This window comes from Synechococcus sp. MU1648 (genome assembly GCF_023630615.1).
GTDB lineage: Bacteria > Cyanobacteriota > Cyanobacteriia > PCC-6307 > Cyanobiaceae > Parasynechococcus.
The window spans coordinates 151,940-176,233 of record NZ_JAKUHI010000002.1; the positions used below are offsets into that span (position 1 = coordinate 151,940).

Genomic DNA, 24,294 nt, shown 5'->3' on the forward strand with positions numbered 1-24,294 from the left:
CGACCTCCATAAAATCAGTTCGCACCATGGATGACGGCGCTGCATGCGAGTTCTTGCCCTAAGCCCGGGTTCGCTCGAAGACCAGCTGGACCGTCTACCAGCCCTGGCCGAGATCTGCCAGAAGCTCAACGCCACATTGCAGGTGGCGTGTGATCCCCAGCAGGCAGCCCCTTGGAAACTCCTGCCATGCCTAGAAAAGCTGTTGCCATTCAGCTTCGAGGCCAACCCCACCCTTGCTGACTGGGCCAATCTGCTCGGCTGTGTGCGGGAACCTGACTTCCAGGTGTGCATCAACTTTGCTGAAGGTCAGCAGGTCAACCTGATGCTGTCGATGAGTCATATCCCCAAACGGCTGGGATCTGAAGGCTTTGCCTGCACCGACAGGCTCAGCATCGACCAGGGCTGGACTGCGCAGCGTCTGGCTCCTTACCTCCAGGCCCTTGGTCTTGAACTCGAGGCCGAGCAGTTCCGCGTGCCCCTGGCGGCAGGTGTTCTCGATGAAGCCCGAGAAGCATTACCCCGCGGCGATGGTCCTCTGCTGCTGCTGTCCCCGACAGGCCAAGGTCATGACTGGCCTGCAGCCGAATGGCACAAGCTTCCTGAAACCATCAAAAGCCGCCTTCCGGCGCTGCGCAGCATGGTGCTTCCAGCAAAGCTCAGCCTGGCCAAGCGTGCAGCCCTGATTGCCTGTGCCGATGTTGTGCTCAGCAGCTGCCCGATTTCACAACGTCTGGCGACCTATTGCGGCACCCCCTTAGTTGCCCTTGGAGCAGCGGCAGAAGATCTCCCCGAGCGCGCCGAGATCCGCTGTCTCGGCCGCTCTGATGAGCTCGCCACGCTGAAGAGCAGTGAAGTTCTGACAGCCCTCGGTTTCTGAAGGAGGTCCAATGAGGCGCCGCAGAGCCAGAGGACAGCTGAAGCTGATCACAGCTCCATGGCGGGGCCCCATCAGTGCCCTGAGTGCTGTGATCTTCGCCGGTGCCCTTGGATACCGAATCACTGAGGGCTGGGACTGGGGCGATTGCCTCTGGATGGTGCTGATCACGATCAGCACCATCGGCTACGGCGAGGTGGAAGTCCTGTCACCCCAGGGGCGCCTGGTCACCGTGCTGATCGTGGTTGGTGGATTGGTGGTTGTTCAACTGGCCATCCAACGCGTTCTCGGGCTGAAGGACTCGGGATATTTCCTCAGACTGCGTGAATTCCGCTTTCACCGAATGCTGGAAAGCCTGCACAACCATGTGATCCTTTGCGGCTATGGCCGAATCGGGCAGGAAATCGCGGCCCAACTCCAACGCGATGGGGTACCTCTCGTGGTGATCGAGACGGATCCCAATCGAAGGGATGTCGCTGAAATGAAGGGGATGCGTGTTCTGCAGGCGGATGCAACCTTGGACGAAACGTTGCTGGACGCAGGACTCGAACGCTGCTGCAGCCTCGTTGCAGCCCTTCCGAGCGATGCTTCCAATCTTTATGTGATCCTCAGCGCCAAGGATCTAAGGCCGGATTGCCGCTTAATTGCCCGCGCAAACAGCGATGAAGCGGCTTCAAAGCTGCGTCTGGCAGGGGCCACTGTCGTGGTCAGTCCCTATGTGGCTGGTGGCCGCGTGATGGCGGCTTCTGCTCTGCGGCCCCTGGCACTCAACTTCATGGAGCTTCTGGCTGGCTCTGATTACGAGATCGAGGAATTCCAGCTGAGTCACGACCCACTGCACCTGATGGAGATCCGTGGGCGCAGCCTGTCTGAACTGGAGCTGGGCCGCCGCAGTGGAGCCATGGTGCTCGCGATCCGAGAAAAGGGAAAGCTGATCGCCAATCCAGGCGGAGAAACCCAGATGGCACCGGGACAACTCCTGATCGTGCTGGGGAGCAAGACCCAACTCGCGACCTTTCAAGCGTTACTGGGGGAGGCCGTCGACACGATTGAAACCATGCCGGGTTGAGGTTGATGACGGCGGCTCCGTACGATCCTGCGATCAAAGGTTCCTCCATGTCTCCCAGCGCTTCTCTTGCCGGTCAGACCGCCCTGGTGACAGGAGGAGGTCGCGGCATCGGCCGTGCCATCGCCCTAGCCCTGGGCGAAGCAGGAGCAGAAGTCGTCGTGAACTACTCCAATTCCGCCGCCGCAGCGGACGACGTGGTCGCTGCGATCACTGCAGCTGGGGGCCAGGCCTACGCCCTGAAAGCCAATGTGTCTGTCGAGGCAGAGGTGGATGGCCTGATCAAACAGGTGCTTGAACGCAGCGGCCGTCTGGATGTGTTGGTGAACAACGCCGGCATCACACGGGACGGCCTGCTGATGCGAATGAAAACCGACGATTGGCAAGCGGTGATCGACCTCAACCTCAGTGGTGTGTTCCTCTGCACGAGAGCTGTGGCACGCCCGATGCTGAAGCAGAAGAGTGGCCGGATCATCAACATCACCTCTGTTGTGGGGCTGATGGGCAACGCTGGCCAGGCCAACTACGCCGCCGCCAAAGCCGGCGTCATCGGTCTGACCCGCAGCACCGCGAAGGAGCTCGCTAGCCGTGGCATCACCGTGAACGCGGTGGCTCCAGGCTTCATCGCCACGGACATGACCAAGGACCTCGATGCGGAGGCCATTCTCAAAGACATCCCGCTGGGGACCTTTGGAACCCAGGAGCAGGTGGCTGGTGCCGTGCGCTTCCTTGCCTCCGACCCAGCAGCGGCCTACATCACAGGCCAGGTGCTGCAGGTTGATGGCGGCATGGTGATGGCCTGAGAACAAGAATCAGGGATCAAGGGGTTGGGCCAATTGATCACGCAAGCGGCGGATGCGCTGGAGCAGGCGAAGGCGACGGCTGCGGGCTGTCGCTGTCAGAAAAATTCGCAAGGGGACGTAAACCAGGGCCATTGAACCGGCCAGCCCCGCCATCAGGACAAAAAAGAGCGCTCCCGATTCAGCCATGACCGGACCCTAATGAGTTCGTTAAGGGGGGGCATCCAGGCGACTCGAAACCATTCGGCTTTCCCCACCACAAGACCTCTCCACGAGTGCCACATCGCTATGGGACAGTGACCAACGGCGTCCCCGCGACTATGGCCAAACTCCTTTCTTTCTCTGACGAATCCCGCAGCGCCCTTGAGCGGGGTGTAAATGCACTCGCCGATGCAGTGCGCGTCACGATCGGCCCCCGGGGTCGCAACGTTGTGCTCGAAAACAAATTCGGCGCACCCGACATCGTCAACGACGGCGACTCGATCGCACGCGAAATCGAACTGGATGATCCGTTCGAGAACCTCGGCGCCAAGCTGATGCAGCAGGTGTCGTCAAAGACCAAAGACAAAGCCGGAGACGGCACCACGACCGCAACAGTCCTGGCTCAGGCCATGGTGCGGGAAGGTCTGCGCAACACAGCTGCTGGCGCAAGCCCCGTGGAACTCCGCCGTGGCATGGAGAAAGCCGCCGCACAGATTGTTGCGGGACTGGGCGAGCGGAGCCAGGCCGTCGCCGGCGATGCCATTCGTCAGGTGGCCACGGTGAGCTCCGGGGGTGACGAAGAAGTCGGTCAGATGATTGCGGAGGCGATGGACAAGGTGAGCACCGATGGGGTGATCACTGTTGAGGAATCGAAATCCCTGGCAACGGAACTCGAAATCACCGAAGGCATGGCCTTCGACCGCGGTTACAGCTCCCCTTACTTCGTCACTGATGCCGATCGTCAGGTCTGTGAATTCGAAAACCCACTGATCCTGCTAACGGACCGCAAAATCAGCACGATCACAGATCTGGTCCCCGTGCTGGAGACCGTTCAGAAAAGTGGATCACCTCTGTTGATCCTCTCGGAGGAAGTGGAAGGCGAGGCTCTGGCAACGCTTGTGATGAACAAGAGCCGTGGGGTTCTGCAGGTGGCCGCTGTTCGGGCTCCCTCATTCGGAGAACGTCGCAAGGCAGCCCTCGCCGATATCGCCATCCTCACCGGCGGAACGCTGATCAGCGAGGACAAGGCGATGACCCTCGACAAGGTGACCCTCGAGGATCTCGGTAAAGCGCGCCGCGTCACCATCAGCAAGGAGAGCACCACGATTGTCGCCACGGACGACCATCGCCAGGCCGTGAGCGAACGCGTTGGCGCGATCCGACGTGAGCTGGAGGCCACCGAATCCGACTACGACCGCGAGAAGCTCAGCGAGCGGATCGCCAAGCTGGCCGGTGGCGTTGCAGTGATCAAGGTCGGTGCCCCAACGGAAACGGAATTGAAGAACCGCAAACTGAGAATCGAGGATGCCCTGAATGCAACCCGTGCCGCTATCGAAGAGGGAATTGTTGCCGGCGGCGGCAGCACATTGCTGCAACTCGCCGACAGCCTGAACTCGCTGGCGTCAAGCCTCAACGGCGACCAACGCACCGGTGTGGAGATTGTGCAACGGGCGCTGACCGCACCGATTCATCAGATCGCTACCAATGCCGGGCAGAACGGCGATGTTGTGATCGCTGGCATGCGCAGCAGTGGCCAGGGATTCAACGCCCTCAGTGGTGCTTATGAAGACCTGATGGCTGCAGGCATCGTCGACGCCGCAAAGGTGGTGCGTCTGGCTGTGCAGGATTCGATCTCAATCGCCTCTCTTCTAATCACGACCGAGGTTGTGATCGCCGACAAACCGGAACCTCCAGCACCTGCTCCGGCAGGAGACGGCGATCCCATGGGTGGCATGGGTGGAATGGGCGGCATGGGCATGCCGGGAATGGGTGGCATGGGTGGAATGGGCATGCCCGGAATGATGTGATCAGCTGATCATTCCCTCGCGATAAGCGGTCACCTGGAGATCCACTCCGGTGATCGCCGTCCCAACGACCACGGTGTCTGCACCGGCCTGCAACGCTGAACGGGCGTCGGCCGGTGAGGAAATTCCCCCCTCACAGATCAGGCGCACAGAGCTGGGAAGGTCTGCGCGGAGCTGGGGGAGAAGATCAAGCGCAGGTGGGCGCTGCTGCGCTGTCGCCTCCGTGTAGCCGTAGAGCGTGGTCCCAACCCAGTCACAGCCAAGTTCGGCCGCACGCAGTCCATTGTCGAGCGAATCCACATCAGCCATCAGGGGAGCACGCAGCTCATCACGGGTGCGCTGCACCAACGTTGCAAGGTCCTGACCAGCAGGCCGCTTACGGGCTGTAGCGTCAATCGCGATCACATCGGCACCTGCAGACCACACAGCCTGGATTTCTTTCCATCCCGGGGTGATGTACACCGAACTATCGGGGAACGTGCACTTCCACAAGCCGATGATCAAGGCATCTGGGCAGCGACGACGCACAGCACCAATGTGTTCAGGGCTTTCCAAGCGCACACCGACTGCCCCATTTCGCAGGGAGGCTTCGGCCATGGCAGCGATCACATCAGGGTGGCGCATCGGCGAACCTTGTGGTGCCTGCACCGAAACGATCAGCCCCTGATCAAGGGATTCAGGGTTCGGAATCATGGTGTTCAGGCAGCCTTCTGGAAATCGCCATCCTCTCGGCGCGGAAGCCAACGCCGAAGTGAACGCGGAGTAGTGATGGGGGGAGCCGGCACAGGACCAGCAGTGAAGGTCTGTTGAAGAGCCGTTCCTTCAACCAACAACTCTTCCTCCGCTACAACCTCTTCCTCAACCAACAACTCTTCCTCCGCTACAACCTCTTCCTCAACCAACAACTCTTCCTCCGCTACAACCTCTTCCTCAACCAACAACTCTTCCTCCGCTAGAACCTCTTCCTCAACCAACAACTCTTCCTCCGCCAGGATCTCAGGAGCGAAGCAAGGCTCATCAGCAACCGCAATCTGCAACGGTTCAACAGCAGGAGAAACGCTGGAGTCAGCCACTGTGGAACTGAACTCACGAGTGGAACTGAACTCACGATCCGAGACCGTCGGCTCAGGCAAGCTCAGGTCAAGATCACCAGCGCTTTTAAATCCGTAGCGGTGAACCCACTGACTAATCAGGCGAGACAGCAAGGCCTCATCGCTTGTGGTCCTGGCCTCCTGGATCTGAAGGGCCAGAGCGTTCTGTCGACGCGACGGCTGCTGAAACGGGGAAGAAAGCACGGATTCAGGAGAGTTTGCGGTTGAGCAGCGGGCGAATCACAAGAAACAGCCCGATGGTGAGGAGCAGCAGGATCAGCAGGCAAGTGGTGCCGGTGACATCCCCGTAGGGGGCCTCCAACAAAACTGCCGAGAGGTCAAGAGGACCTTGGTAGGCCGCTCGAATGGGTTCAATCGCGAAGGTAAGAGGATTCAAGGCCGCAAGCCACCCCAGCCAGGTCGGCATGAAGGACAAAGGGGCAAGGGCCGTGCTGGCGAAGAGCAAGGGCAAGTTGGCCACAAAAATCACGGCGATCAACTCGATGTGGCCCGGCAAAGCGAACGCCAACCCAAGGCTGAGGGCTGTCACGGCAAACACCAGGAGCAGCAGCGTCACCAGCACCAAAACAAGGCCGCTGACGCCAGGCCACCCGTAACCGAGCACGGCCGCCGTGCCCATGATGACCAAACTCTGCAGCAGGCTGAGCGCGGTGATGTAGATCACCGACGCAAGCACGATGGAACTGCGGCTTCGCAGGGGTGCCACAAGTAAACGATTGAGGAAGCCGAATTCACGGTCGAACATCACCGGTAGCCCGGCGTTCAGAGCTCCGCTGAATGCTGTGAAGACAATGACTCCAGCGCCAAGAAAACGGCCATAGCTCATCCCGCCTGGGAGCAGGCCCTCAGGGGCGTTAGCGAAGAGCGCGCCGAACAGAATCAACCAAATCAATGGTTGCAGAATCCCAGCGATCAAGGTCGAGGGACGACGCATCAACTGAAGAAACAGACGCCGGGTGAGGGCCCACGTCTCCTGGCTGAGCTCAGCGAAGGCTCCGGATTGCTGCTGCTGAAGAGCAATTGATGCTGTGGGGGAGGTCATCATTGGCACTCAACGCATGGATTGACGCTTTTCCTGCTTGACGTCGCGCTGGCCTGCAATGGCCAGTTCAGCATCCATCAGGGTGCGTCCTGTTGCCTGAAGGTAGACATCATCGAGGCTTGGACGGCTTTGGGCCAAGGCAAAGACAGGGAGGCCTGCACCATCAAGGGTTTGACGAAGCTGGTCGATCACGGGCCCACCTTCAATTACCAGGTTGAGCGAAAAGCCCTGAGCTCGGTTGACCACCACCTCAAGCACCCCATTCAGCGGTTCAAGCAGCGCACGCACCTTGGCCGCCTCTTCAGCAGTGCTGAACTCTCGGACCCGGAGGGTGACGCGATCACCCCCAAGCCTTTGCTTGAGCTGGTCCGGAGTGCCTTCAGCAATCACCCGACCGTCATCAATGATCGCCATCTGATCAGCAAGTGCCTCCACCTCTTCCAGGTAGTGACTACTCAGAAGAACAGTGGTGCCCTCCTGAACCAGCTGACGCAACAGTTGCCAGATGGCACTCCTGCTCTCGATGTCCAATCCAACGGTGGGTTCATCAAGCACGAGCAACCGGGGACGGTGCAGCAAACCGGCCGCCAGATCGAGCCGACGACGCATGCCACCGGAATAGGTACCGCAGCGGCGATCAATCCAGTCGCCCATGGAGAGGCGTTCAATCAGATCAGCAATTCGGGTTTCGCGATCCTTCCGCTGCAAGTGGTACAGATCACCTTGAAGCTGCAGCAGTTCTCGACCGCTCAGAATCTTGTCAATAGCGACCTCTTGGGCCACATAACCCATGAGTTGGCGGACGGCTCTTGGCTCCGCCAGCCCGTCCACACCGCCCACATGTACGGAACCGCCATCCGGGGCAAGCAGGGTGGCCAGAATGCGCATGGCCGTTGTTTTACCGGCACCATTCGGGCCAAGAAGCCCGTAGAGGCACCCTTCAGGAACGGTGAGATCAAGCTCACGTAGAGCCGTAACCGAGCCGTAGGACTTGGAAATCTTGCGCAGTTCAATCAACGCCATCAGGCACCGTCAGGGACATCCTCGGGCAATCCAGGGAATCTAAAGAGTGTTCATTGAATCCCCATGAGCAGGTAGAGAAGCTGCATCACCTGGTAAGCAAAGCCTGATGCAAGATCCGTTCGACTGAGAATCAGCAGCAGGCACACACCGAACAGGTAAAGAATCGACCAACGGAACAGAGCCTTGGCATTCAGAAGGCTGTCGGGATCAAGAGAAAGTCGGTCGACGAGCTGCAGCAGCCGACCGTTGTAGGGAAGCAGCAACAGACCGTAGAAGACACCACCGGAGGGCAGGGCGAACACTCCCAAACCGCTCAGCAGGACGGTGATCCAGCCATAGGTCTTGATCGCCCGCGCTGTCACCACAGGCCCTTTGACGACCGGCAGCATCGGAATACCAACAGCGCGGTAGTCCTCGCGCAACAAAAGTGCCAACGCCCAGAAGTGGGCTGGCGTCCAGACCATCACCAGAGCAAACAGCCACCAGCCCCCGAGGCCAACATGACCGGTGGCGGCAGCAGCCCCCACAAGGGGTGGAATCGCCCCGGCAACGCCACCAATGACGATGTTCTGTGACGTCCGCGGCTTGAGCAGAGCTGTATAGAGCAGGACGTAACTGCAAAGACCGAGCAGGGACAGTCCGGCAGCGAGACAGTTCACACCACTCACCAGCAACATCGCCGCTGCCAAAGTGCATGCGATGGCTCCGGCGAACGCACTGGTGGGCGAAAGCCGACCGGAGGGAAGTGCCCGACCGCTGGTGCGGGCCATCCGGCCATCGAGATCCTGTTCCCACAAACAGTTCAGAACACCAGCGGCAGCTGAAGCGAGAGCTCCTCCCCCCAGGGTGCAAACCAGCCGCGGCGAGGAGAGGGGCCACCCCTCGCTGAGAGCCATTCCCCCCAGAGTGGTGGCAAGCAGCAGAGGGATGAGTCGCGGTTTGGCGACTTCCAGCCAGGCTGGAAGTTTCACCCGCTTGCGGGAGGGAACCACCTCCTCACGGGTCGGACGAACGATTGCTGTGAGTTCAGCCATGACAGGCCTCCAACGAGGTGTCGTCGAGAACGACGGAAAGGGACGGTGAGGGGCGGCCCGCCGGAGATCGGACCAGAAGCGCCGCCATCAGGGCGATCAACAGGGCAGCCACGAGCTGGTGCGCAACGGTTACCGCGGGTTGCGACAGACCGAGGCGAAGGGTGAGGACACCCAGCGCCACCTGAGTCAGCACCAGGAGAACCACCCCAGCAAGCCAGGGCCACTGGCGGCGGGCCCAACCACCAGCCAGCAGTGCCGCTCCGGCGAAGACCAGCAGAACAACGGCCACCGGCATCGCCGTGACGCGATGGGAGAGAACCAAATGACAGGCCTCGCCCCCAGCGAGGCAACGCTGCCCTGCCCAAGAGGTGGCTAGTCGACCACCGAGAAGACATTGGGAAAAGACCGACAACAGTCCAAGCAGTGCCGAGATGCGCCACCAGAGCGGAGCGGCGACGGCAGCGGGATGAAGCAGGCGTTGCGTCAACCCACTGAGCAGTGCAACAAGCGTTAGAGCAAGAGCCAAGTGGGCAGTCACGACATCCGATGGGAGCAGGTGGGTCACCGTCAAAGCACCCAGCCCTCCCTGCATGGCCACAAGAATCATCAGGCCAGCCGCCAGCCAGGGCAGCCATGAAGGCAGCTGACGCCGCCGAACCATCGTCGTCACAGCCATCACCACCAGGGCGACGCCAACGACGAAAGCGTCAAGGCGATGAAACCACTCCAGAAACACCTGAACATTCATTTGGCGACCCGGCAGAAATGAGCCAAAGCACAAAGGCCAGTCGGGACAGGCCAAGCCGGCCTCCATCACGCGCGTCGCGCCACCGATCACCACCAAAGCGATGACGGCGACTACCAAGTGCGCCGATAACAACCCAAGACGTCGACGAAGGGTCGACATTGAAGAAAGGATCATCGAACAAGCTCCATCCGATGCAACCCAGAAGGGATTGCTCAGACCGTAGCGATGCAGAACATGGCGTCATGCTTTATGGCCATCTGCGAAACAAAAGAGGGAAAGATCATCCCCTTTCCCTGACAGAAATGAGGCCTTAACAATCACTTCATGGAGATACGCAGCCAGGCCCATACGCTGATGAAAACCTGGGATTCATCGGGTGCAGATCCCATCCGCCATTCTCACGTTAGTGATTGGGATGGTCCTTGCTTTGGGCGGTCTTTGGATCGGCCAGAACATCAACCTCCTTCCCATCGACGCGAGCGCCAACGCGCCAATTTACGACGAACTGTTTAAGGTTCTGTTCACGATTGGCAGCATTCTTTTTGTTGGAATTACTGGTCTTCTCGTCTTCAGCTTGATTCGATTCCGACGGCGTAGCGGTCAACTTGGTGATGGTTTAGCCATTGAAGGCAATCTTCCCCTTGAAATTTTCTGGACAGCAGTTCCAGCTGTTGTCGTTCTTTTTGTTGGCCTATACAGCTACGACATCTACGACCGGATGGGTGGCATGGTGCCACTGGCCCATGACCATATGGGTGGGGCCCACGAGGAGCAGATATGGGGAGGCATCAGTTCCGGATCGATTGAATCAGCGGCAGCAACGAATGTCTTACCCGTTGAAGTGACGGCCATGCAATTTGCCTTTCTCTTTCATTACCCAGATGGGGATATCACTTCAGGCGAGCTTCATGTTCCATCCGATCGACCAATCACCCTTCGCATGGAAGCAAAAGATGTGATTCATGCATTTTGGGTCCCTGAATTTCGCTTGAAACAGGATGTCATCCCAGGCCAACCAACCCAGCTGAGCTTTACGCCAACCCGCACGGGACGCTATCCGATCGTTTGCGCCGAACTCTGTGGCCCTTACCACGGCGGAATGCGCTCCACTGTCGTAGTGGAAAGCCCGGAAGACTGGAACAACTGGTACAAACAAAACGCCAAAGCAGCACCGGAAGACGAGCCCATCAACATCGCGAACGCCTGACATGACCATCAGCCTGCCCCCTGAAACATCCAGTCCCCCACGTCTTCAACCCAGCGGATGGTTGCGGTATTTCAGCTTCAGCGTTGATCACAAGGTGATCGGGCTGCAGTACCTCGTTTGTGGCTTTGCTTTTTATCTCATTGGCGGAGCACTGGCGGGTGCGATTCGAACGGAACTCACCAGCCCCGTTTCCGACTTCATGGCACGGGATGTCTACAACCAGGTTTTAACCCTCCACGGCACTGTGATGATCTTCCTCTGGATCGTCCCTGTGGTGAATGGTGCCTTTGGGAACTATTTAATCCCTTTTTATGTTGGAGCGCGGGACATGGCTTTCCCACGCCTTAATGCTGTTGCTTTTTGGTTGATTCCTCCAGCCGGATTAATGCTGATCACCAGCTATTTCCTAACAGGTGCTGCTCAATCTGGCTGGACCGCTTATCCACCACTCAGCATCACGACGCCAGCCACAGGACAAGTCATCTGGATCCTGAGCGTGCTGCTGCTTGGCGGAAGCTCGATCTTCGGAGGCATTAATTTCATCGCCACAATTCTCAAGCTGCGTCGCCCCGGCCTGAAGTTGATGCAGCTACCCATGTATTGCTGGGCGATGTTGGGAACCAGCATTCTTGTGGTTCTCTCAACACCAGTTCTCGCCGGAACATTGGTGTTACTAAGTTTCGATATTGTTGCCCACACAGGATTTTTCAACCCAACCCTTGGCGGAAATGTTGTCGTCTACCAGCATCTGTTCTGGTTCTATTCTCACCCAGCCGTTTACATCATGGTCTTGCCAGCCTTTGGCTTGGTGAGCGAAATCTTGCCGGTTCATGCCCGCAAGCCGCTTTTCGGCTACGTGACCATGGTGTACTCGATCATGGCCATTGTTGTTTTGGGCCTGATCGTGTGGGCCCACCACATGTTCACCAGCGGAACACCTCCCTGGATGCGACTGTTTTTCACCATTGCCACAGCCTTCATTGCTGTTCCAACCGGCATTAAATTCTTCAATTGGTTGGCAACACTCTGGGGCGGACGCATCAGCCTCAACAGCGCCATGCTGTTTTCTTGCGGCTTCATTGTGAACTTCGTTCTTGGAGGCATCACAGGCGTCGCCTTGGCACAGGTGCCTTTCGACATCCATGTCCACGACACCTACTTCGTCGTCGCTCATTTCCACTACATCGTCTTCGGTGGTTCGGTCTTTGTAATCTTCGCGTCGATTTACCACTGGTACCCCAAATTCACCGGCCGAATGCTGAATGAGGATCTTGGTCGGCTGCACTGTGCTCTCACCTTCATCGGTTTCAATCTGTGCTTCGGTCCGCAGCACTGGTTGGGCCTCAACGGCATGCCGCGACGTGTTGCTGAATACGACCCCCAATTCACCCTGATCAATCAGATCAGCTCCGTCGGAGCCCTGCTGATGGCCATCAGCACCCTGCCCTTCCTTTGGAATGTGATCCACAGCGCCCTGAGCGGTCCTGTCGCAGGAGACAACCCCTGGGAAGCGCTGACTCCCGAATGGCTGACCAGTTCTCCGCCACCAGTTGAAAACTGGATCGGCGAAGCCCCTCTCGTGGAAGAGCCCTACGGATATGGCGTCCCACCAGACGAGCTTGACCTCACCGCAACCAGCGGTCGTGATCTCTGGAGAAGCGGCAAATGACCACCACAGTGACCACCAAAGATCAGGATCACGGCCATACGGAGCATGCCGAGCATCCCGATCACCGCATGTTCGGCCTCGCCACTTTTCTAGTGGCGGACGCCATGACCTTCGCCGGCTTCTTTGCGGCCTACCTCACCTTTAAAGCGGTGAACCCACTCCCGGACGGGGCCATCTATGAACTCGAACTGCCCCTGCCGATCCTGAACACCGTTCTGCTGCTGGTGAGCAGTGCCACCTTCCACCGTGCCGGCCAGGCCATCCGCCAGGACGACCACAGGCGCTGCCGACGCTGGCTTCTGATCACCGCAGGCCTCGGACTGGCCTTTCTGGTGAGTCAGATGGTCGAATATTTCACTCTCCCCTTCGGCCTGACCGACAACCTTTTCGCCAGCACCTTTTTCGCCGCCACGGGATTTCATGGTCTCCATGTAACCCTCGGCGCCCTGATGACCCTGATTGTCTGGTGGCAGGCAAGGCAACCGGAGGGCCGTGTAACCGCAGCCGACCACTTCCCCCTGGAGGCAGCGGAGTTGTACTGGCACTTTGTGGATGGGATCTGGGTGGTTCTTTTCGTGATCCTTTATCTGCTCTGATCCCTTGCCTTGATTGGCGGGCGTGGCCAGAATTCAGTTGAATTAATTCCTGAAATGCTGGTCGGCAAGGAACTGCTAGACAAGGCCAGATCGCTCAGCAATCGGCCGGAAGACGACATTGCCCGCGGCTGTGGCTATGTGGGTCCGAGTGGACGTCTGCTCAAAAAAAGTTTTTATCGCGCCCTGGTGGAGGCCAAAGCGGCGGCCCAGGGATGGCAATTGCCGAAAAGCAACAGCAGTTCCTCAGGCGGCAGCCGTGGTCGGCAGGCCGACTTCCGAACCCGTGTTCATGGCAACGGCAACCTGTTGATCGGCCACGCCTATACCCGTCGGCTTGGCCTTGAGCCCGGACAGGAATTCAAGATCGAACTCCAGCGGGACTCCGGAATGATTGTTCTTCAGCAGATGGATCAAGACCAGCCGTGAGCGGCCAGCCAGTCGGATGACAGCCCCTCCTCCGTGCTGCGGCCATCGGAAGGATCGGCATGCAGCAGACGCTCGGCATAACGAGCCAGTTGATCGGCTTCCAGATTCACAGTGTCTCCAACGGCCAGGTTCCTCAGGGTTGTTGCATCCCAGGTGTGGGGAATGACGGCGAGGGAGAAAGTCGTTCCATCCGCTGAACACTCCGCCACTGTGAGGCTGATGCCGTCCACAGCAATGCTGGCCTTCTCACAGACGTAACGGCCAAATCGGGCTTCAGACCAGCGAATCGACAGAGCCCAGGAATGGGGGAGGGTCTCCACGCAGGTGACTTCACCGGTGGCATCCACATGGCCACTCACCAAATGTCCCCCAAGCCGGTCGCTCAGCCGAAGCGCGGGCTCGAGGTTCACAGCTCCACCTCGGTCCGCTTTTCGTCCCAGGGTGGTGCGGCGCAGGGTTTCCTCACTCACATCGGCGCGGAAGCCATCCGCCATCAGCTCAGCCGCCGTCAGGCAGACACCATCAACGGCGACGCTATCGCCAAGCGCCAGGGGAGCAAAGGGAGCACATCCCCAGACCACGACAGCCCCGGCACGACGCTCAATTCTTCCCACTGACTGCACCAGCCCCGTGAACATCGCTCGCAGCGGCTACTTAGCCATAATCGGATAGAGCCGCGCCGACGACATGGTCGAAATGAGCGTCGCCGGAATTGCCCTCGATGCCGCCAGTCGAACCCCCATGGTGCTCCTGCGGGATCCAAGCGGTCGACGACAAGTTCCGATCTGGATCGACCAGGCACAAGCCCACAACATCATGGCCGGCCTGCAGGGCGGAGCACCACCGCGGCCCCTCAGCCATGACCTGATGGCAGCGCTGCTGGTGGCTGGGGGGCTCGAGCTGGAGCGCGTGATTGTCCATGCGATCGAAGACAGCACCTTTCACGCAGTCTTGAAGCTGCGACCTGATCTGGATGAAGGGGAATTAGCCGAAGACGAAGCGCTGGAACTCATTGAAGTGGATGCCCGACCCAGCGACGCCATCGCGCTGGCGATCAGAACTGGGAGCGGCATCTGGATGCTGGAGGAAGTCGTAGCTGAAGCATCGATCCCGGTGGATGCGGAGGCCGATGCAGAAGATCAAAGTGCCTTCAGCCGTTTTGTCGACGACCTCAGCCCTGCCGCACTGGTGCGCCATCTGCGCAACCAGGACAACGAAGCCCCCTCGGAGGAGTGAAAACCCGCGCCTTTGGTAGCGGCCGCCCCGTCAGCCTGTTCAGCCTGGGAACGATGCGAGCCCTCGACTCAGGGTCCCAGATGGCGGAGGTGCTCGAAGCGGCAGCGGCAGCGGGGATCAACCACCTTGAAACCGCCCCTGCCTATGGACCTGCCGAACGTTTTCTGGGAGAGGCTCTTCGACAGAACACCCGGAGAGCTTCAGACCACTGGGTGATCACCAGCAAACTGCTGCCGGGGTTGACCTTCGAGGAGGGGCAACGTCGCCTTGACCAGATCCTGGAGCGCCTGGGCTGCCCACACCTCGACAACCTTGCAGTCCATGGCATCAACCTGGAGGACCACCTTGACTGGGCTCTGGTGGGGCACGGTTCCAAACTTCTCGACTGGGCCCTCAACAGCGGCCGCGTTACCCAGGTGGGCTTCAGCAGCCATGGCAGCAATCCGCTGATCGATCGGGCACTGCGCAGCCAGCGATTCACCTTCTGCAGCCTGCACTTGCATTGGCTTGACCCCAAGAGGCTGCCCTTAGCTCACTGGGCATTGAGCCATGGGCTTGGAGTGATGGCGATCTCTCCCGCAGACAAAGGAGGGCGCCTACAGGCACCGAGCCCAACGCTGGTGGAGGACTGCACCCCGTTTGAGCCCTTGCAACTGGCCTACAGATTCCTGCTGTCGCAAGGCATCAGCACCCTGACTGTTGGTGCTGCCGTTCCCGATGATCTCCAACTCGCTGCAAGGCTGGCGCAAGCAGATGGCCCGCTCAATGATGCAGAGCAACAGGCCTTATTCACGGCACAGGGGCGCCAGGAAGAACGACTCGGCCAAGAGCAATGCAAACAGTGTCAGGCGTGCCTCCCCTGTCCAAAGCAGGTTCCGATTCCCGAACTGTTGCGTCTGCGCAACCTGGCCATCGGCCATGAGCTCAACGCTTTTGCGCAGGAGCGTTACAACCTGATCGGCCGTGCAGGCCACTGGTGGGAAGAGCACGATGCCTCGGCCTGTGAACGCTGTGGGGAGTGCCTGCCCCGATGCCCACATCAACTGCCCATCCCTGATCTGCTGGCGGACACCCACAAACGGTTGGTGGCTTCACCGCGACGGCGCCTATGGAGCTGACTCACTCCAGAGGCGTTCCAACTCCTCCCGCCCTTGCGGCGGCAGCGGCGGCAGGGACCAACAGCGCGACCAGGTGTCGGCGGGAGGAAACAGCAGGGGCTGAAGACGAGCAGGCAGAGCGTTTTGATCCGCCATTGCCCCTGGCATCGAATCTGACGAGGTGATGGGAGCCCGCCAACCCAGCTGCACGAGGCGGCGGCGCAGGGGATTCCGCCAACCCTGTTCAACCCAGCCTTGGGGCACCGGCTCGCGGCTGGCTTCCGGTCGGAGCAGAACGGTCCAGTGCAAGGGTGCGCCGGATTTGGGCAGAACAGCCCGAAGACGCGGATCCCGTCTCAGCAGAGCGATGCAACGGTTGAGCGGGAGAACAACCACCCGGGCATCACCTTTGAGCAGCCAATTGCTGGCCTGACGATCATCAAAGGTGAGCACCTGTCGACGGAGCTGGCTCAAAGCCTGCCCCCCACCCAAATGGTCCGCCAGGCTCAGCACCAGTCGGGGGCTGGCGGGCAGCACCACACGCCCTGCCAAGGCGGAATCCAGCAACAGGGGCCAACCCTCCTGCGCCACGGCCCCGTCATCCCGCAGCAACATCACCCAGGGACTAACGGCCAGCGGCAACACCCGACCCTGCAGCGCCCCCAGCGCTCCCAGCAAAGACTTGGCCTGGCCATCCAACTGACGGAAAAGCGGTTCAGAGGCAATGGGCTGCAGCGTGTCAGGCGAGTGGGCGTCGAGCCAACCATCCCCCATCACCAGAAGATCGGCGCGCGCCCGATCCTGCGGCGTCCAGTCCTGCTGCGATGGAGCAAGCGTCAACCGCCATGGCTTGGGCAGAGCATCAGCCCACGGTTTCGGCAACACTCCAGCCGGGGCCATCAGGGTTGGAGCCTCTGTCGCCTGACGACAGCCCGCCAGCACAACTGACCCCGTCGCCCCGATCATCTGGAGCACATGGCGCCGGCTCAGGGGACCCAACCGCTCACTCCAGACGTTCATGGCGTTGACGTTACGGGGCGGTTGAGCAGCTGCTCCAAAGCACGCTCACAATCCCGCACCAGGTCGGAACAAGTGCATCCGCGCAGCTGGGCAAGCAGCAACAGTGCACCGGCCCCCACACCTTCTTTCACGTATCCCCGCTCATAGTCCAGCAACGGCTGATGGATGCTGCTGTGAAAGCGCACGCCACAGGCCAGGACGGACAGTGAAGTATCCACAAGGCCTGCGGTGGCATCCACAAGCCCCCCCAAAGGGGACTGGCTTGTGGCAGCGGCCCCCTCATCAGCGAGCCAACCGGTTGTGCCGATGAGCACCTGGTCCGCCAGGCGCTGCCGCTGACTGGCGGGCAGGGCCTGCATCGCCAGTGCCAGAACAGCCAGCATCTGGCACCCCCCACCCAGCAACAGCGGTTGTCCCGACGACACCGCTCCCACCAACACCCCTGCGGTGAAGGCCTGAAAGGGGTCACCGACAGCGGCCAGGATCTGCTCAGCCGCAGGATGTGCCCCAAGGGACGCCCGCTGCAGCCCTTGGGTCACCAGCTCTTGCTTGAGCTGCTGAGGGGGGTGACGTGCACTGCCGCTGATCAGATGGGCGACCTCCACGCCGAGGGCCGTCAGCACCGCTTGAGCGGTTGTGGTCCCTCCCGGCACACATTCCGCGAGCACTAGGGGGCGTTGCAACCGCCTGCCCAAGAGCTCTCCACGTCGCCAAAGGTGCTGCACCCGCGGCAACGGCATCGCCGCTCCGCTCGACAGACACGCCGATGGCCCCTGATCCAGGGTTTCAATCTCCAGGTGGGGGAAATCGGGTCTCTGCGTTAGGCCGAGAGCCGCCACCTGCGGGTTCAACTTCAATCGGCGCGCCGCAACATGGCTGAGCAGGGCGGGGGAGACACCAGCGGGCAGCGGCGGCAGAGGCCAACGGCGCTGCCCAGCCGGCCCATGGATCAGGAGCTCCGCATCAGCAAGGGCCGTAAAGCGACGCGAGGCCGCAGTGGCGCCTGCGGCAGAGATTCCCTCATGCTCCGCCGTCTGCGTGGCAGCCAGCACCAGTAACAGATCCACGGATTGATCCCTGGACTTCCAAGGATGGAGGGACTCCTCATGCAGAGGGCTTGCTCCGAGACGTCCCAGCTGCTGACAGCCCTGGGGCAACACGGACGGATCAGAGGGGGTCGAGGGCAACGAGTCCATGCAGCAGCCTCGGAGGCTCCGGAATCGGTGATCGCAGGCGGGGAAAAATCCAGTACGCCAGAGCATGCAGCGAAAGGACGTAGATGACCTCCTGAACCACTACCAAAAGAAGCGCTATCAACTGAACCTGGGTGAGATCGGGGGTGATCGGAAGATGAAGCGCCACGATCACTCGGTCGAGCAGAGCAGAACCTGCACGGGTGATGACGACCCAGAGGTTTTCTCCCACCAGCAACGAGAGCACCACAACTCTGACCAGGAAGCCTGCTGTTCCAAGAACGACTCCGCCCGACCAGCTCAGCCACCAGCTGACACCCCGGCACCAGCTCCAGCCCAGCCACAGTGATAAAAGCCCGTAAGGGAACAGCAGAAGTGGGCCACGCAATGGACCCATCAGCGCTGTGAGCAGCAGCACAGAAAGCAGCAGACCCTCGGCACCGGAGCGGCTGCCACGGCGCAACTGCAGCAGGATCAGTGGAAGAGGCAGGGCCAGGCGGAAGAGAGCACCACCCACCGGGAGGTAGTAAAGAGCCAGCCAAATCAGACCCGTCGCAGCAGCGAGATAAGCCCCCTCAACCAGCCTCAGTGCCTGCTGGCGACTCAACCGGGGGGGTTCTGCGGTCATGGCTCGACCCGCTCAATCCGTTCAACCGCAAAGCCGACATCCGCCTCACGCAGAGCTCGGGTGACGGCCTCAGCCGGAGCCGCAGGATCGGCTCCGGCCAAACGGATGGTGATCCGGTAAGGCGCCTGGGGCAGACGTTGTGATGCGGTTGGCCGAAGTGTTGTCTCCGGCACTGTCTCCTGCGAATCCTGAGAAACAGGGGCAGAGATCGCTGGGGTTGGGGAGTTCGGCTCTGCAGGTGATGCAGCCTCAGGTGCCGATCCAGTGGAACGGTCCCCCGTTGGGCTGGTCTTGGAAGCCTGAACTGGCGCAACCTGCATCGGCCTGTCTTCAGGCACCGCAAAGGACCGTTCCAACTGCTCGGCGACCGGTGTCCCTGCACAGGCCTGCAGAAGCCCGACGGGCAGCATCCAAAGCAGACGGGGCATCAGTTTTCAGCTGGCTTGATCACCCGCACCGCACTGGCCCTAAGACGACCAGTCTTTGTGGTGGCGGGGGGTTTTTTAGCCGCAGGCTTTTTGGCTGCTGGCTTCTTTGCCGCTGTTTTTTTGGCGGCGGTTTTGCGCGCGCCCTTTTTCGAGGCCGCCTTGGCGGCGAGCAGTTCTACCGCTTCCTCGAGGGTCACATCATCAGCACCCTTGCCTTCCGGCAGCGAAGCATTCACCTTGCCCTGCTTGACATAAAGGCCATAGGGGCCGTCATAGACCTGAATCGTTTCATCACTACCCTCCGGCTTGCCGAGGTCTTTAAGGGCGGTGCGTCCACCCCGCCCACGTTTGGGCATGGCCAGCAACTCGAGAGCACGGCTCAGTCCCACCCCCAGAACATCGTCGTCGCCCTTCAGAGATCGGTAGTCCTTCTCGCCCTTGCCTTTATCCCAAACCACGTAGGGGCCAAAGCGGCCCAGCCCCGCCTGAATGCGCCCACCATCCGGGTGCTCGCCCAGAAGACGCGGCAACCGCAGTAGTCCAAGCGCATCCTCCAAGGTGAGGTCCTCAGGCTTCTGTCCCTTGGGAAGGGACGCGCGTTTGGGCTTGGGATTCTCATCACTCACCTGCCCCCGCTGCACATACGGGCCGTACTGACCAAACAGCAGGTAGACCAGGTCACCCGTTTCCGGATCCTCGCCAATGGATTCGGGGCCGTCAGCCTTCTGTTTGAGGATCAGTTCGGCCTGATCTTCATCCAGATCAGCCGGGGTGATCTCCCGGGGCAAGGTGGCCTTGATCAGCTCCTCCTCACCATCGTCGCTGACTCGTTTGGCCTCCAAATAGGCGCCAAAACGGCCGATGCGCACCACGGAGGACAAACCCTCGAGGTCGATGGTGCGGGATGCACCGGGATCGATGTCCCCTTCCCGCTGCTGAACCTGGGTTTCAAGACCCTCATCACCCTTATAAAAGCCCTCCAGATAGGGAAGCCACTGCACCTTGCCGTGGGAGATCTCATCCAGAGTGTTCTCCATCCGAGCGGTGAAACTGGTGTCGACCAGCTCGGGGAAATGCTCCTCCAGCAACGCCGTCACAGCAAAAGCGGTGAAGCTGGGGGTGAGTGCATTGCCCAGGAGCGTGGCGTAACCACGATCAACGATCGTTCCGATGATCGAGGCGTAGGTCGAGGGCCGACCGATGCCCTCTTTTTCCAGCATCTTCACGAGGGAAGCCTCGCTGAACCGTGCCGGGGGTTGGGTCTGATGACCCAGCGGCTCAACAGCCTTCGGCTTTGGTGCATCCCCAACGCTCAGCGCCGGCAACAACACTTCCTGACCTTCAAGTGCTGCATCCGGATCATCACTTCCCTCCACGTAGGCACGGAAGAAACCGGGAAAGTCGATGCGCTTGCCGCTGGATCGGAAACTGGCTTCTCCTGAACTGAGATCCACCGACAGCATCGTCAGCCTTGCTTCGGCCATCTGACTGGCAACGGTGCGCTTCCAGATCAGTTCGTAGACCGCCAGGTCTCTCCCATCGAGGCCGGTTTCGCCGGGGGTGCGGAAGCTTTCGCCTGAGGGACGAATCGCTTCGTGAGCCTCCTGGGCGTTGCGGGCTTTGGTGCTGAATTGCCGCGGCCCCTTGCTCAGATACTCCTTGCCGTAAAGGCTCTCAACACAGCTGCGCGATGCATTGATCGCTTGATCAGACAAATGCACCGAGTCGGTCCGCATGTAAGTGATGAAACCGCGTTCGTAGAGCCCCTGGGCACAGCGCATGGTTTCCCGGGCTGAGAGGCGTAGCTTGCGATTGGCCTCCTGTTGGAGGGTGCTGGTGGTGAAGGGAGGCACCGGCTTGCGCACGGTGGGCTTCTCCTCCACCGCATCCACCGTCCAGGCGTTCGATCGCACGGTTTCAGCCAAGGCCTTGGCCTCGCTCTCACTGAGCAGCCGAACGGCACTGCCCGCCTTCAGCCCACCGGTGCTTTCATCAAAATCATTGCCGGTGGCAATGCGCTGTCCACCCACGTGAGTGAGCTTGGCCTCAAAGGCACTGCCCGACTGCTCGAGCTTGGCCTTGAGGTCCCAGTAACTTCCGCTGCGGAAGGCCCTGCGGGCCCGCTCCCGTTGCACCAGAAGCCGAACCGCAACGGACTGCACACGTCCCGCGGAGAGCCCCCAGGCCACCTTTTTCCAGAGGAGAGGAGAAAGGGTGTAACCCACAAGGCGATCGAGGATGCGCCTGGTCTCCTGGGCGTGGACCAGCTCCATATCGAGATCGCGGGTCTGATCCAGCGCTTTGCCGATGGCTTCCTTGGTGATTTCGTGGAACACCATCCGCTTCACAGGCACCTTTGGAGCCAAAAGCTGCAGCAGGTGCCAGCTAATGCTCTCTCCTTCCCGGTCTTCGTCCGTTGCCAGCAGCAACTGATCAGCACCCTTGAGGGCGTCTTTCAACTCCCGAACCACTTTTTTCTTGTCCTTCGGGACCACATACAGCGGATCAAAATCCGCTTCCGTGTTCACGCCAAGGTTGGCCCACTTCTGCCCTTTGGCAGATGCCGGAATCTCGCTGGCGTTGTTGGGAAGGTCGCGGACATGCCCCATAGAGGCTTCAACTTTGAATCCCTTGGGAAGGAAGCCACGGATGGTCTTGGCCTTCGTGGGGCTTTCAACGATGACGAGGGTGTGCGCCACTAGCGGCAAGTGAACCGTTCCCCTTCTTTATCGCACCAAGCATCTCTCTGCATGTCCGTCTGCGCGTCAAGCGCCGCTACAGTCGCCGCAGCGCAACGGTTCCAGGCTGCCATGCCCGACATGGGTGCATTCCTTCTCGCCACCCAGGCCATGGCCGCCCCTGGTGAGCTGCTGAATCTCTCTCTCAATGCCTCCGCAGTACTGCCTGAAGGCGCAGTGCTGCTGGCGATGATTGCCACCCTCTTGGTGGACCTGGCCGGTGAAAAGGTCGCCACACGTTGGGTACCCCCGATTTGCTATCTCGGCCTGGGCAGCTCCCTTGTCCTGCTGGCCTTGCAGTGGAATGCTCCCCTAGAGCCCTCGTTCCTCGGGGCCTTTCTCGCCGACAACCTTGCGGTGGCCTTCAGGGCTGTCATCGCCCTGTCCACCCTGCTGTCGCTGCTGATCAGCTGGCGCTATGCCGAGAAGAGCGGTACGCCTGTTGGCGAATACGCAGCCATCCTTCTCGCAGCCACACTCGGGGCGATGCTGCTTTGCGGCGCAACAGATCTGGTGAGTGTGTTCATTTCACTGGAGACGCTCTCCGTGGCCAGCTACCTGCTGTCGGGCTACATGAAGCGGGATGCCCGCAGCTCCGAAGCAGCGCTCAAATATTTACTGGTGGGTTCGGCAGCTGCGGCTGTTTTTCTCTATGGCTCCTCGTTGCTGTACGGCCTAAGCGGCAGCACAAGCCTCGACACCATCGGACTCGCCCTGCAGACCAGCACCACTCCTCTCGCCGCCTTGGCATTGGTATTTGTGCTGGCCACAGTTGCCTTCAAGATCGCTGCAGTTCCCTTCCACCAGTGGACTCCAGACGTCTACGAGGGCTCTCCAACCCCTGTGGTGGCTTTCCTGTCCGTAGGCTCCAAAGCTGCGGGTTTTGCTTTGGCTCTCCGCATCCTCGTTGGCTGTTTTGGTGCCTTCGATGGCCAGTGGAAGCTGTTGTTCACAGTGCTGGCCGTTCTGAGCATGACCCTCGGAAACGTGGTGGCTCTGGCACAGACCTCAATGAAGCGAATGCTGGCCTACAGCTCCATCGGCCAGGCCGGCTTCGTGATGATCGGCATGGTCTGCGGCACCGAAGACGGTTTCGCCGCGATGGTTCTGTATATGGCGGCGTATCTGTTTATGAACCTCGGGGCCTTTGCCTGCATCATTCTCTTCTCCATCCGTACGGGCAGTGATCGGATTTCGGATTACGCAGGCCTTTACCAAAAAGATCCCCTCATCACTCTTGGCCTGAGCCTCTGTCTGCTCTCCCTGGGTGGAATCCCACCGATGCTTGGTTTCTTCGGAAAGATCTATCTGTTCTTTGCCGGTTGGGCGAACCACCAATACCTGTTGGTGGTGGTCGGCCTGGTCACTTCTGTGGTCTCGATTTACTACTACATCTCCGTCATCAAGATGATGGTGGTGAAGGAGCCCCAAGAAGCTTCCGATGTCGTTAAGGCCTACCCAGAGGTCAACTGGTCCTTGATGGGCATGCAGCCTCTGCGTGTTGCTCTGATTGGGTGTGTAGCGATCACCGCTGTTGGAGGGATCCTCTCCAACCCCCTCTTCCAGTGGGCCAACACAGCAGTTTCAGGCACACCACTGCTGCAGCAAGCCATCGCTCTGTCCAGCTTGAAAGGCCTTGGCTAAGGGATCACAAGCGGCAGTCGCTGAACTCAATGAAATCAGCAAGATCTATGGATCCGGTGATCTCGAGGTCAAAGCACTTGATCAACTGAATCTCACCGTCCGCGAGGGGGATTACCTGGCGGTTATGGGAGCCAGTGGATCCGGCAAAAGCACGGCGATGAATATTCTTGGCTGTCTCGACCGGCCCACTCGTGGGACTTACCGGCTGAATGGAGTGGCCGTGGAACAGTTGGACGACGATGCCCTCGCGGACGTCCGTAACCGCTCGCTCGGATTTGTCTTCCAGCAGTTCCATCTCCTTGGTCATGCCAGCGCCATGGAGAATGTGATGCTGCCGATGATCTACGCGGGAGTTCCGAAGGACGAACGCATTGAGCGCGCCCAAGCGGCCCTGAGCCGCGTTGGCCTGGCGCAGCGTCTTGAGAACAAGCCCAACCAGCTGTCTGGAGGGCAGCAACAACGGGTGGCCATCGCCAGGGCCATCATCAATCGCCCCAGCCTTCTGCTGGCGGACGAACCCACTGGGGCCCTTGATTCCAGCACCACCGCCGAGGTGCTTGAGCTATTTGATGAACTTCACCAGCAGGGCATCACCCTGGTGATGGTCACCCATGAAGACGACGTTGCGGCCCGAGCGCAGCGGATTGCGCAGTTCCAGGATGGTCGGGTGCTCAGGTGATGACCACAATGAGTGCAATGCTGCAGTG

25 protein-coding genes are annotated in these 24,294 nt (G+C 60.1%); 12 read left to right on the forward strand and 13 right to left on the reverse strand.

Annotated elements, in window-relative coordinates; all coding sequences use genetic code 11:
* Nucleotides 1-43 precede the first annotated feature (43 nt).
* The 3 genes from NCN06_RS04355 to fabG are packed head-to-tail and all read left to right on the forward strand — an operon-like array spanning nt 44 to nt 2,743.
* A complete protein-coding gene (locus NCN06_RS04355) occupies nt 44-877 on the forward strand; it encodes a glycosyltransferase family 9 protein (RefSeq protein ID WP_226398295.1) in 834 nt (277 codons plus the stop codon).
* A gap of 10 nt (nt 878-887) precedes the next feature.
* Nucleotides 888-1,943, forward strand: a complete 1,056-nt coding sequence (locus NCN06_RS04360) for a potassium channel family protein (protein ID WP_250398702.1) — start codon at nt 888-890, stop codon at nt 1,941-1,943.
* A 47-nt stretch (nt 1,944-1,990) separates the two neighbouring features.
* Nucleotides 1,991-2,743: a 3-oxoacyl-[acyl-carrier-protein] reductase gene (gene fabG, locus NCN06_RS04365; protein ID WP_115024366.1), complete on the forward strand. Its 753-nt coding sequence runs from the start codon at nt 1,991-1,993 to the stop codon at nt 2,741-2,743.
* 9 nt (nt 2,744-2,752) lie between these two features.
* On the opposite strand, the gene NCN06_RS04370 is transcribed toward fabG, so the two are convergent.
* Complete coding sequence (locus tag NCN06_RS04370) at nt 2,753-2,929, reverse strand: hypothetical protein (protein WP_166017435.1); 177 nt, start codon at nt 2,927-2,929, stop codon at nt 2,753-2,755.
* Between the two features lie 131 nt (nt 2,930-3,060).
* On the opposite strand from NCN06_RS04370, the gene groL reads away from it, so the two are divergent.
* Complete coding sequence (gene groL, locus NCN06_RS04375) at nt 3,061-4,749, forward strand: chaperonin GroEL (protein WP_226398297.1); 1,689 nt, start codon at nt 3,061-3,063, stop codon at nt 4,747-4,749.
* On the opposite strand, the gene NCN06_RS04380 is transcribed toward groL, so the two are convergent.
* From NCN06_RS04380 to NCN06_RS04405, 6 genes are read right to left on the reverse strand one after another with little or no spacing between them, the layout of a single operon-like run.
* A complete protein-coding gene (locus NCN06_RS04380) occupies nt 4,750-5,439 on the reverse strand; it encodes an N-acetylmannosamine-6-phosphate 2-epimerase (protein WP_115024063.1) in 690 nt (229 codons plus the stop codon).
* Nucleotides 5,440-5,444: 5 nt separating this feature from the next.
* Nucleotides 5,445-6,041: a hypothetical protein gene (locus NCN06_RS04385; RefSeq protein WP_250398703.1), complete on the reverse strand. Its 597-nt coding sequence runs from the start codon at nt 6,039-6,041 to the stop codon at nt 5,445-5,447.
* Between the two features lie 4 nt (nt 6,042-6,045).
* Nucleotides 6,046-6,900, reverse strand: a complete 855-nt coding sequence (locus tag NCN06_RS04390; protein WP_115024066.1) for an ABC transporter permease — start codon at nt 6,898-6,900, stop codon at nt 6,046-6,048.
* A 9-nt stretch (nt 6,901-6,909) separates the two neighbouring features.
* On the reverse strand, nt 6,910-7,923 hold the full coding sequence (locus NCN06_RS04395; RefSeq protein ID WP_226398299.1) for an ABC transporter ATP-binding protein: 1,014 nt from the start codon (nt 7,921-7,923) through the stop codon (nt 6,910-6,912).
* 50 nt (nt 7,924-7,973) lie between these two features.
* Complete coding sequence (locus tag NCN06_RS04400) at nt 7,974-8,957, reverse strand: heme o synthase (protein ID WP_226398300.1); 984 nt, start codon at nt 8,955-8,957, stop codon at nt 7,974-7,976.
* Nucleotides 8,950-9,879, reverse strand: coding sequence for a COX15/CtaA family protein (locus NCN06_RS04405; protein WP_370629818.1), 930 nt, complete (start codon nt 9,877-9,879; stop codon nt 8,950-8,952). The genes NCN06_RS04400 and NCN06_RS04405 overlap by 8 nt, the downstream gene beginning before the upstream one ends.
* Nucleotides 9,880-10,081: 202 nt before the next feature.
* On the opposite strand from NCN06_RS04405, the gene NCN06_RS04410 reads away from it, so the two are divergent.
* Genes NCN06_RS04410 through NCN06_RS04425 form a run of 4 tightly spaced genes read left to right on the forward strand, consistent with a single transcriptional unit; the run spans nt 10,082 to nt 13,603 of the window.
* Nucleotides 10,082-10,912, forward strand: a complete 831-nt coding sequence (locus NCN06_RS04410; protein WP_115024072.1) for a cytochrome c oxidase subunit II — start codon at nt 10,082-10,084, stop codon at nt 10,910-10,912.
* A 1-nt stretch (nt 10,913) separates the two neighbouring features.
* Nucleotides 10,914-12,581, forward strand: a complete 1,668-nt coding sequence (gene ctaD, locus NCN06_RS04415) for a cytochrome c oxidase subunit I (protein WP_226398302.1) — start codon at nt 10,914-10,916, stop codon at nt 12,579-12,581.
* Nucleotides 12,578-13,177, forward strand: a complete 600-nt coding sequence (locus tag NCN06_RS04420) for a cytochrome c oxidase subunit 3 (protein ID WP_226398303.1) — start codon at nt 12,578-12,580, stop codon at nt 13,175-13,177. Before ctaD ends, NCN06_RS04420 begins: the two co-directional genes overlap by 4 nt.
* A 54-nt stretch (nt 13,178-13,231) precedes the next feature.
* Nucleotides 13,232-13,603: an AbrB-like transcriptional regulator gene (locus tag NCN06_RS04425; RefSeq protein ID WP_226398304.1), complete on the forward strand. Its 372-nt coding sequence runs from the start codon at nt 13,232-13,234 to the stop codon at nt 13,601-13,603.
* Here the strand turns inward: NCN06_RS04425 and NCN06_RS04430 are convergent.
* Nucleotides 13,588-14,241: a riboflavin synthase gene (locus tag NCN06_RS04430; protein WP_226398305.1), complete on the reverse strand. Its 654-nt coding sequence runs from the start codon at nt 14,239-14,241 to the stop codon at nt 13,588-13,590. The genes NCN06_RS04425 and NCN06_RS04430 overlap by 16 nt on opposite strands.
* A gap of 49 nt (nt 14,242-14,290) precedes the next feature.
* Here NCN06_RS04430 and NCN06_RS04435 point away from each other — a divergent pair, with 49 nt between their 5' ends.
* Nucleotides 14,291-14,839, forward strand: coding sequence for a bifunctional nuclease family protein (locus tag NCN06_RS04435; protein WP_226398306.1), 549 nt, complete (start codon nt 14,291-14,293; stop codon nt 14,837-14,839).
* Nucleotides 14,836-15,957, forward strand: coding sequence for an aldo/keto reductase (locus tag NCN06_RS04440; RefSeq protein WP_250398704.1), 1,122 nt, complete (start codon nt 14,836-14,838; stop codon nt 15,955-15,957). The genes NCN06_RS04435 and NCN06_RS04440 overlap by 4 nt, the downstream gene beginning before the upstream one ends.
* On the opposite strand, the gene NCN06_RS04445 is transcribed toward NCN06_RS04440, so the two are convergent.
* Genes NCN06_RS04445 through topA form a run of 5 tightly spaced genes read right to left on the reverse strand, consistent with a single transcriptional unit; the run spans nt 15,946 to nt 21,904 of the window.
* Nucleotides 15,946-16,956, reverse strand: a complete 1,011-nt coding sequence (locus NCN06_RS04445; protein WP_226398308.1) for a type 2 periplasmic-binding domain-containing protein — start codon at nt 16,954-16,956, stop codon at nt 15,946-15,948. The genes NCN06_RS04440 and NCN06_RS04445 overlap by 12 nt on opposite strands.
* Nucleotides 16,953-18,152, reverse strand: coding sequence for a nicotinate-nucleotide--dimethylbenzimidazole phosphoribosyltransferase (locus NCN06_RS04450; protein WP_226398309.1), 1,200 nt, complete (start codon nt 18,150-18,152; stop codon nt 16,953-16,955). The genes NCN06_RS04445 and NCN06_RS04450 overlap by 4 nt, the downstream gene beginning before the upstream one ends.
* Entirely contained in the window at nt 18,124-18,777 is a 654-nt protein-coding gene (locus NCN06_RS04455; RefSeq protein ID WP_226398310.1) for a DUF2232 domain-containing protein, read from the reverse strand. Before NCN06_RS04455 ends, NCN06_RS04450 begins: the two co-directional genes overlap by 29 nt.
* Nucleotides 18,774-19,205, reverse strand: a complete 432-nt coding sequence (locus NCN06_RS04460) for a dihydrolipoyllysine-residue succinyltransferase component of 2-oxoglutarate dehydrogenase complex (RefSeq protein WP_226398311.1) — start codon at nt 19,203-19,205, stop codon at nt 18,774-18,776. Before NCN06_RS04460 ends, NCN06_RS04455 begins: the two co-directional genes overlap by 4 nt.
* A complete protein-coding gene (topA, locus tag NCN06_RS04465) occupies nt 19,205-21,904 on the reverse strand; it encodes a type I DNA topoisomerase (RefSeq protein WP_115024088.1) in 2,700 nt (899 codons plus the stop codon). The genes NCN06_RS04460 and topA overlap by 1 nt, the downstream gene beginning before the upstream one ends.
* A gap of 111 nt (nt 21,905-22,015) precedes the next feature.
* Here topA and NCN06_RS04470 point away from each other — a divergent pair, with 111 nt between their 5' ends.
* Complete coding sequence (locus tag NCN06_RS04470) at nt 22,016-23,587, forward strand: NAD(P)H-quinone oxidoreductase subunit N (RefSeq protein WP_115024090.1); 1,572 nt, start codon at nt 22,016-22,018, stop codon at nt 23,585-23,587.
* Nucleotides 23,580-24,266 (forward strand): ABC transporter ATP-binding protein, encoded by a 687-nt coding sequence (locus NCN06_RS04475; protein ID WP_226398312.1) that lies wholly within the window; start codon nt 23,580-23,582, stop codon nt 24,264-24,266. The genes NCN06_RS04470 and NCN06_RS04475 overlap by 8 nt, the downstream gene beginning before the upstream one ends.
* Nucleotides 24,267-24,294: the final 28 nt, after the last annotated feature.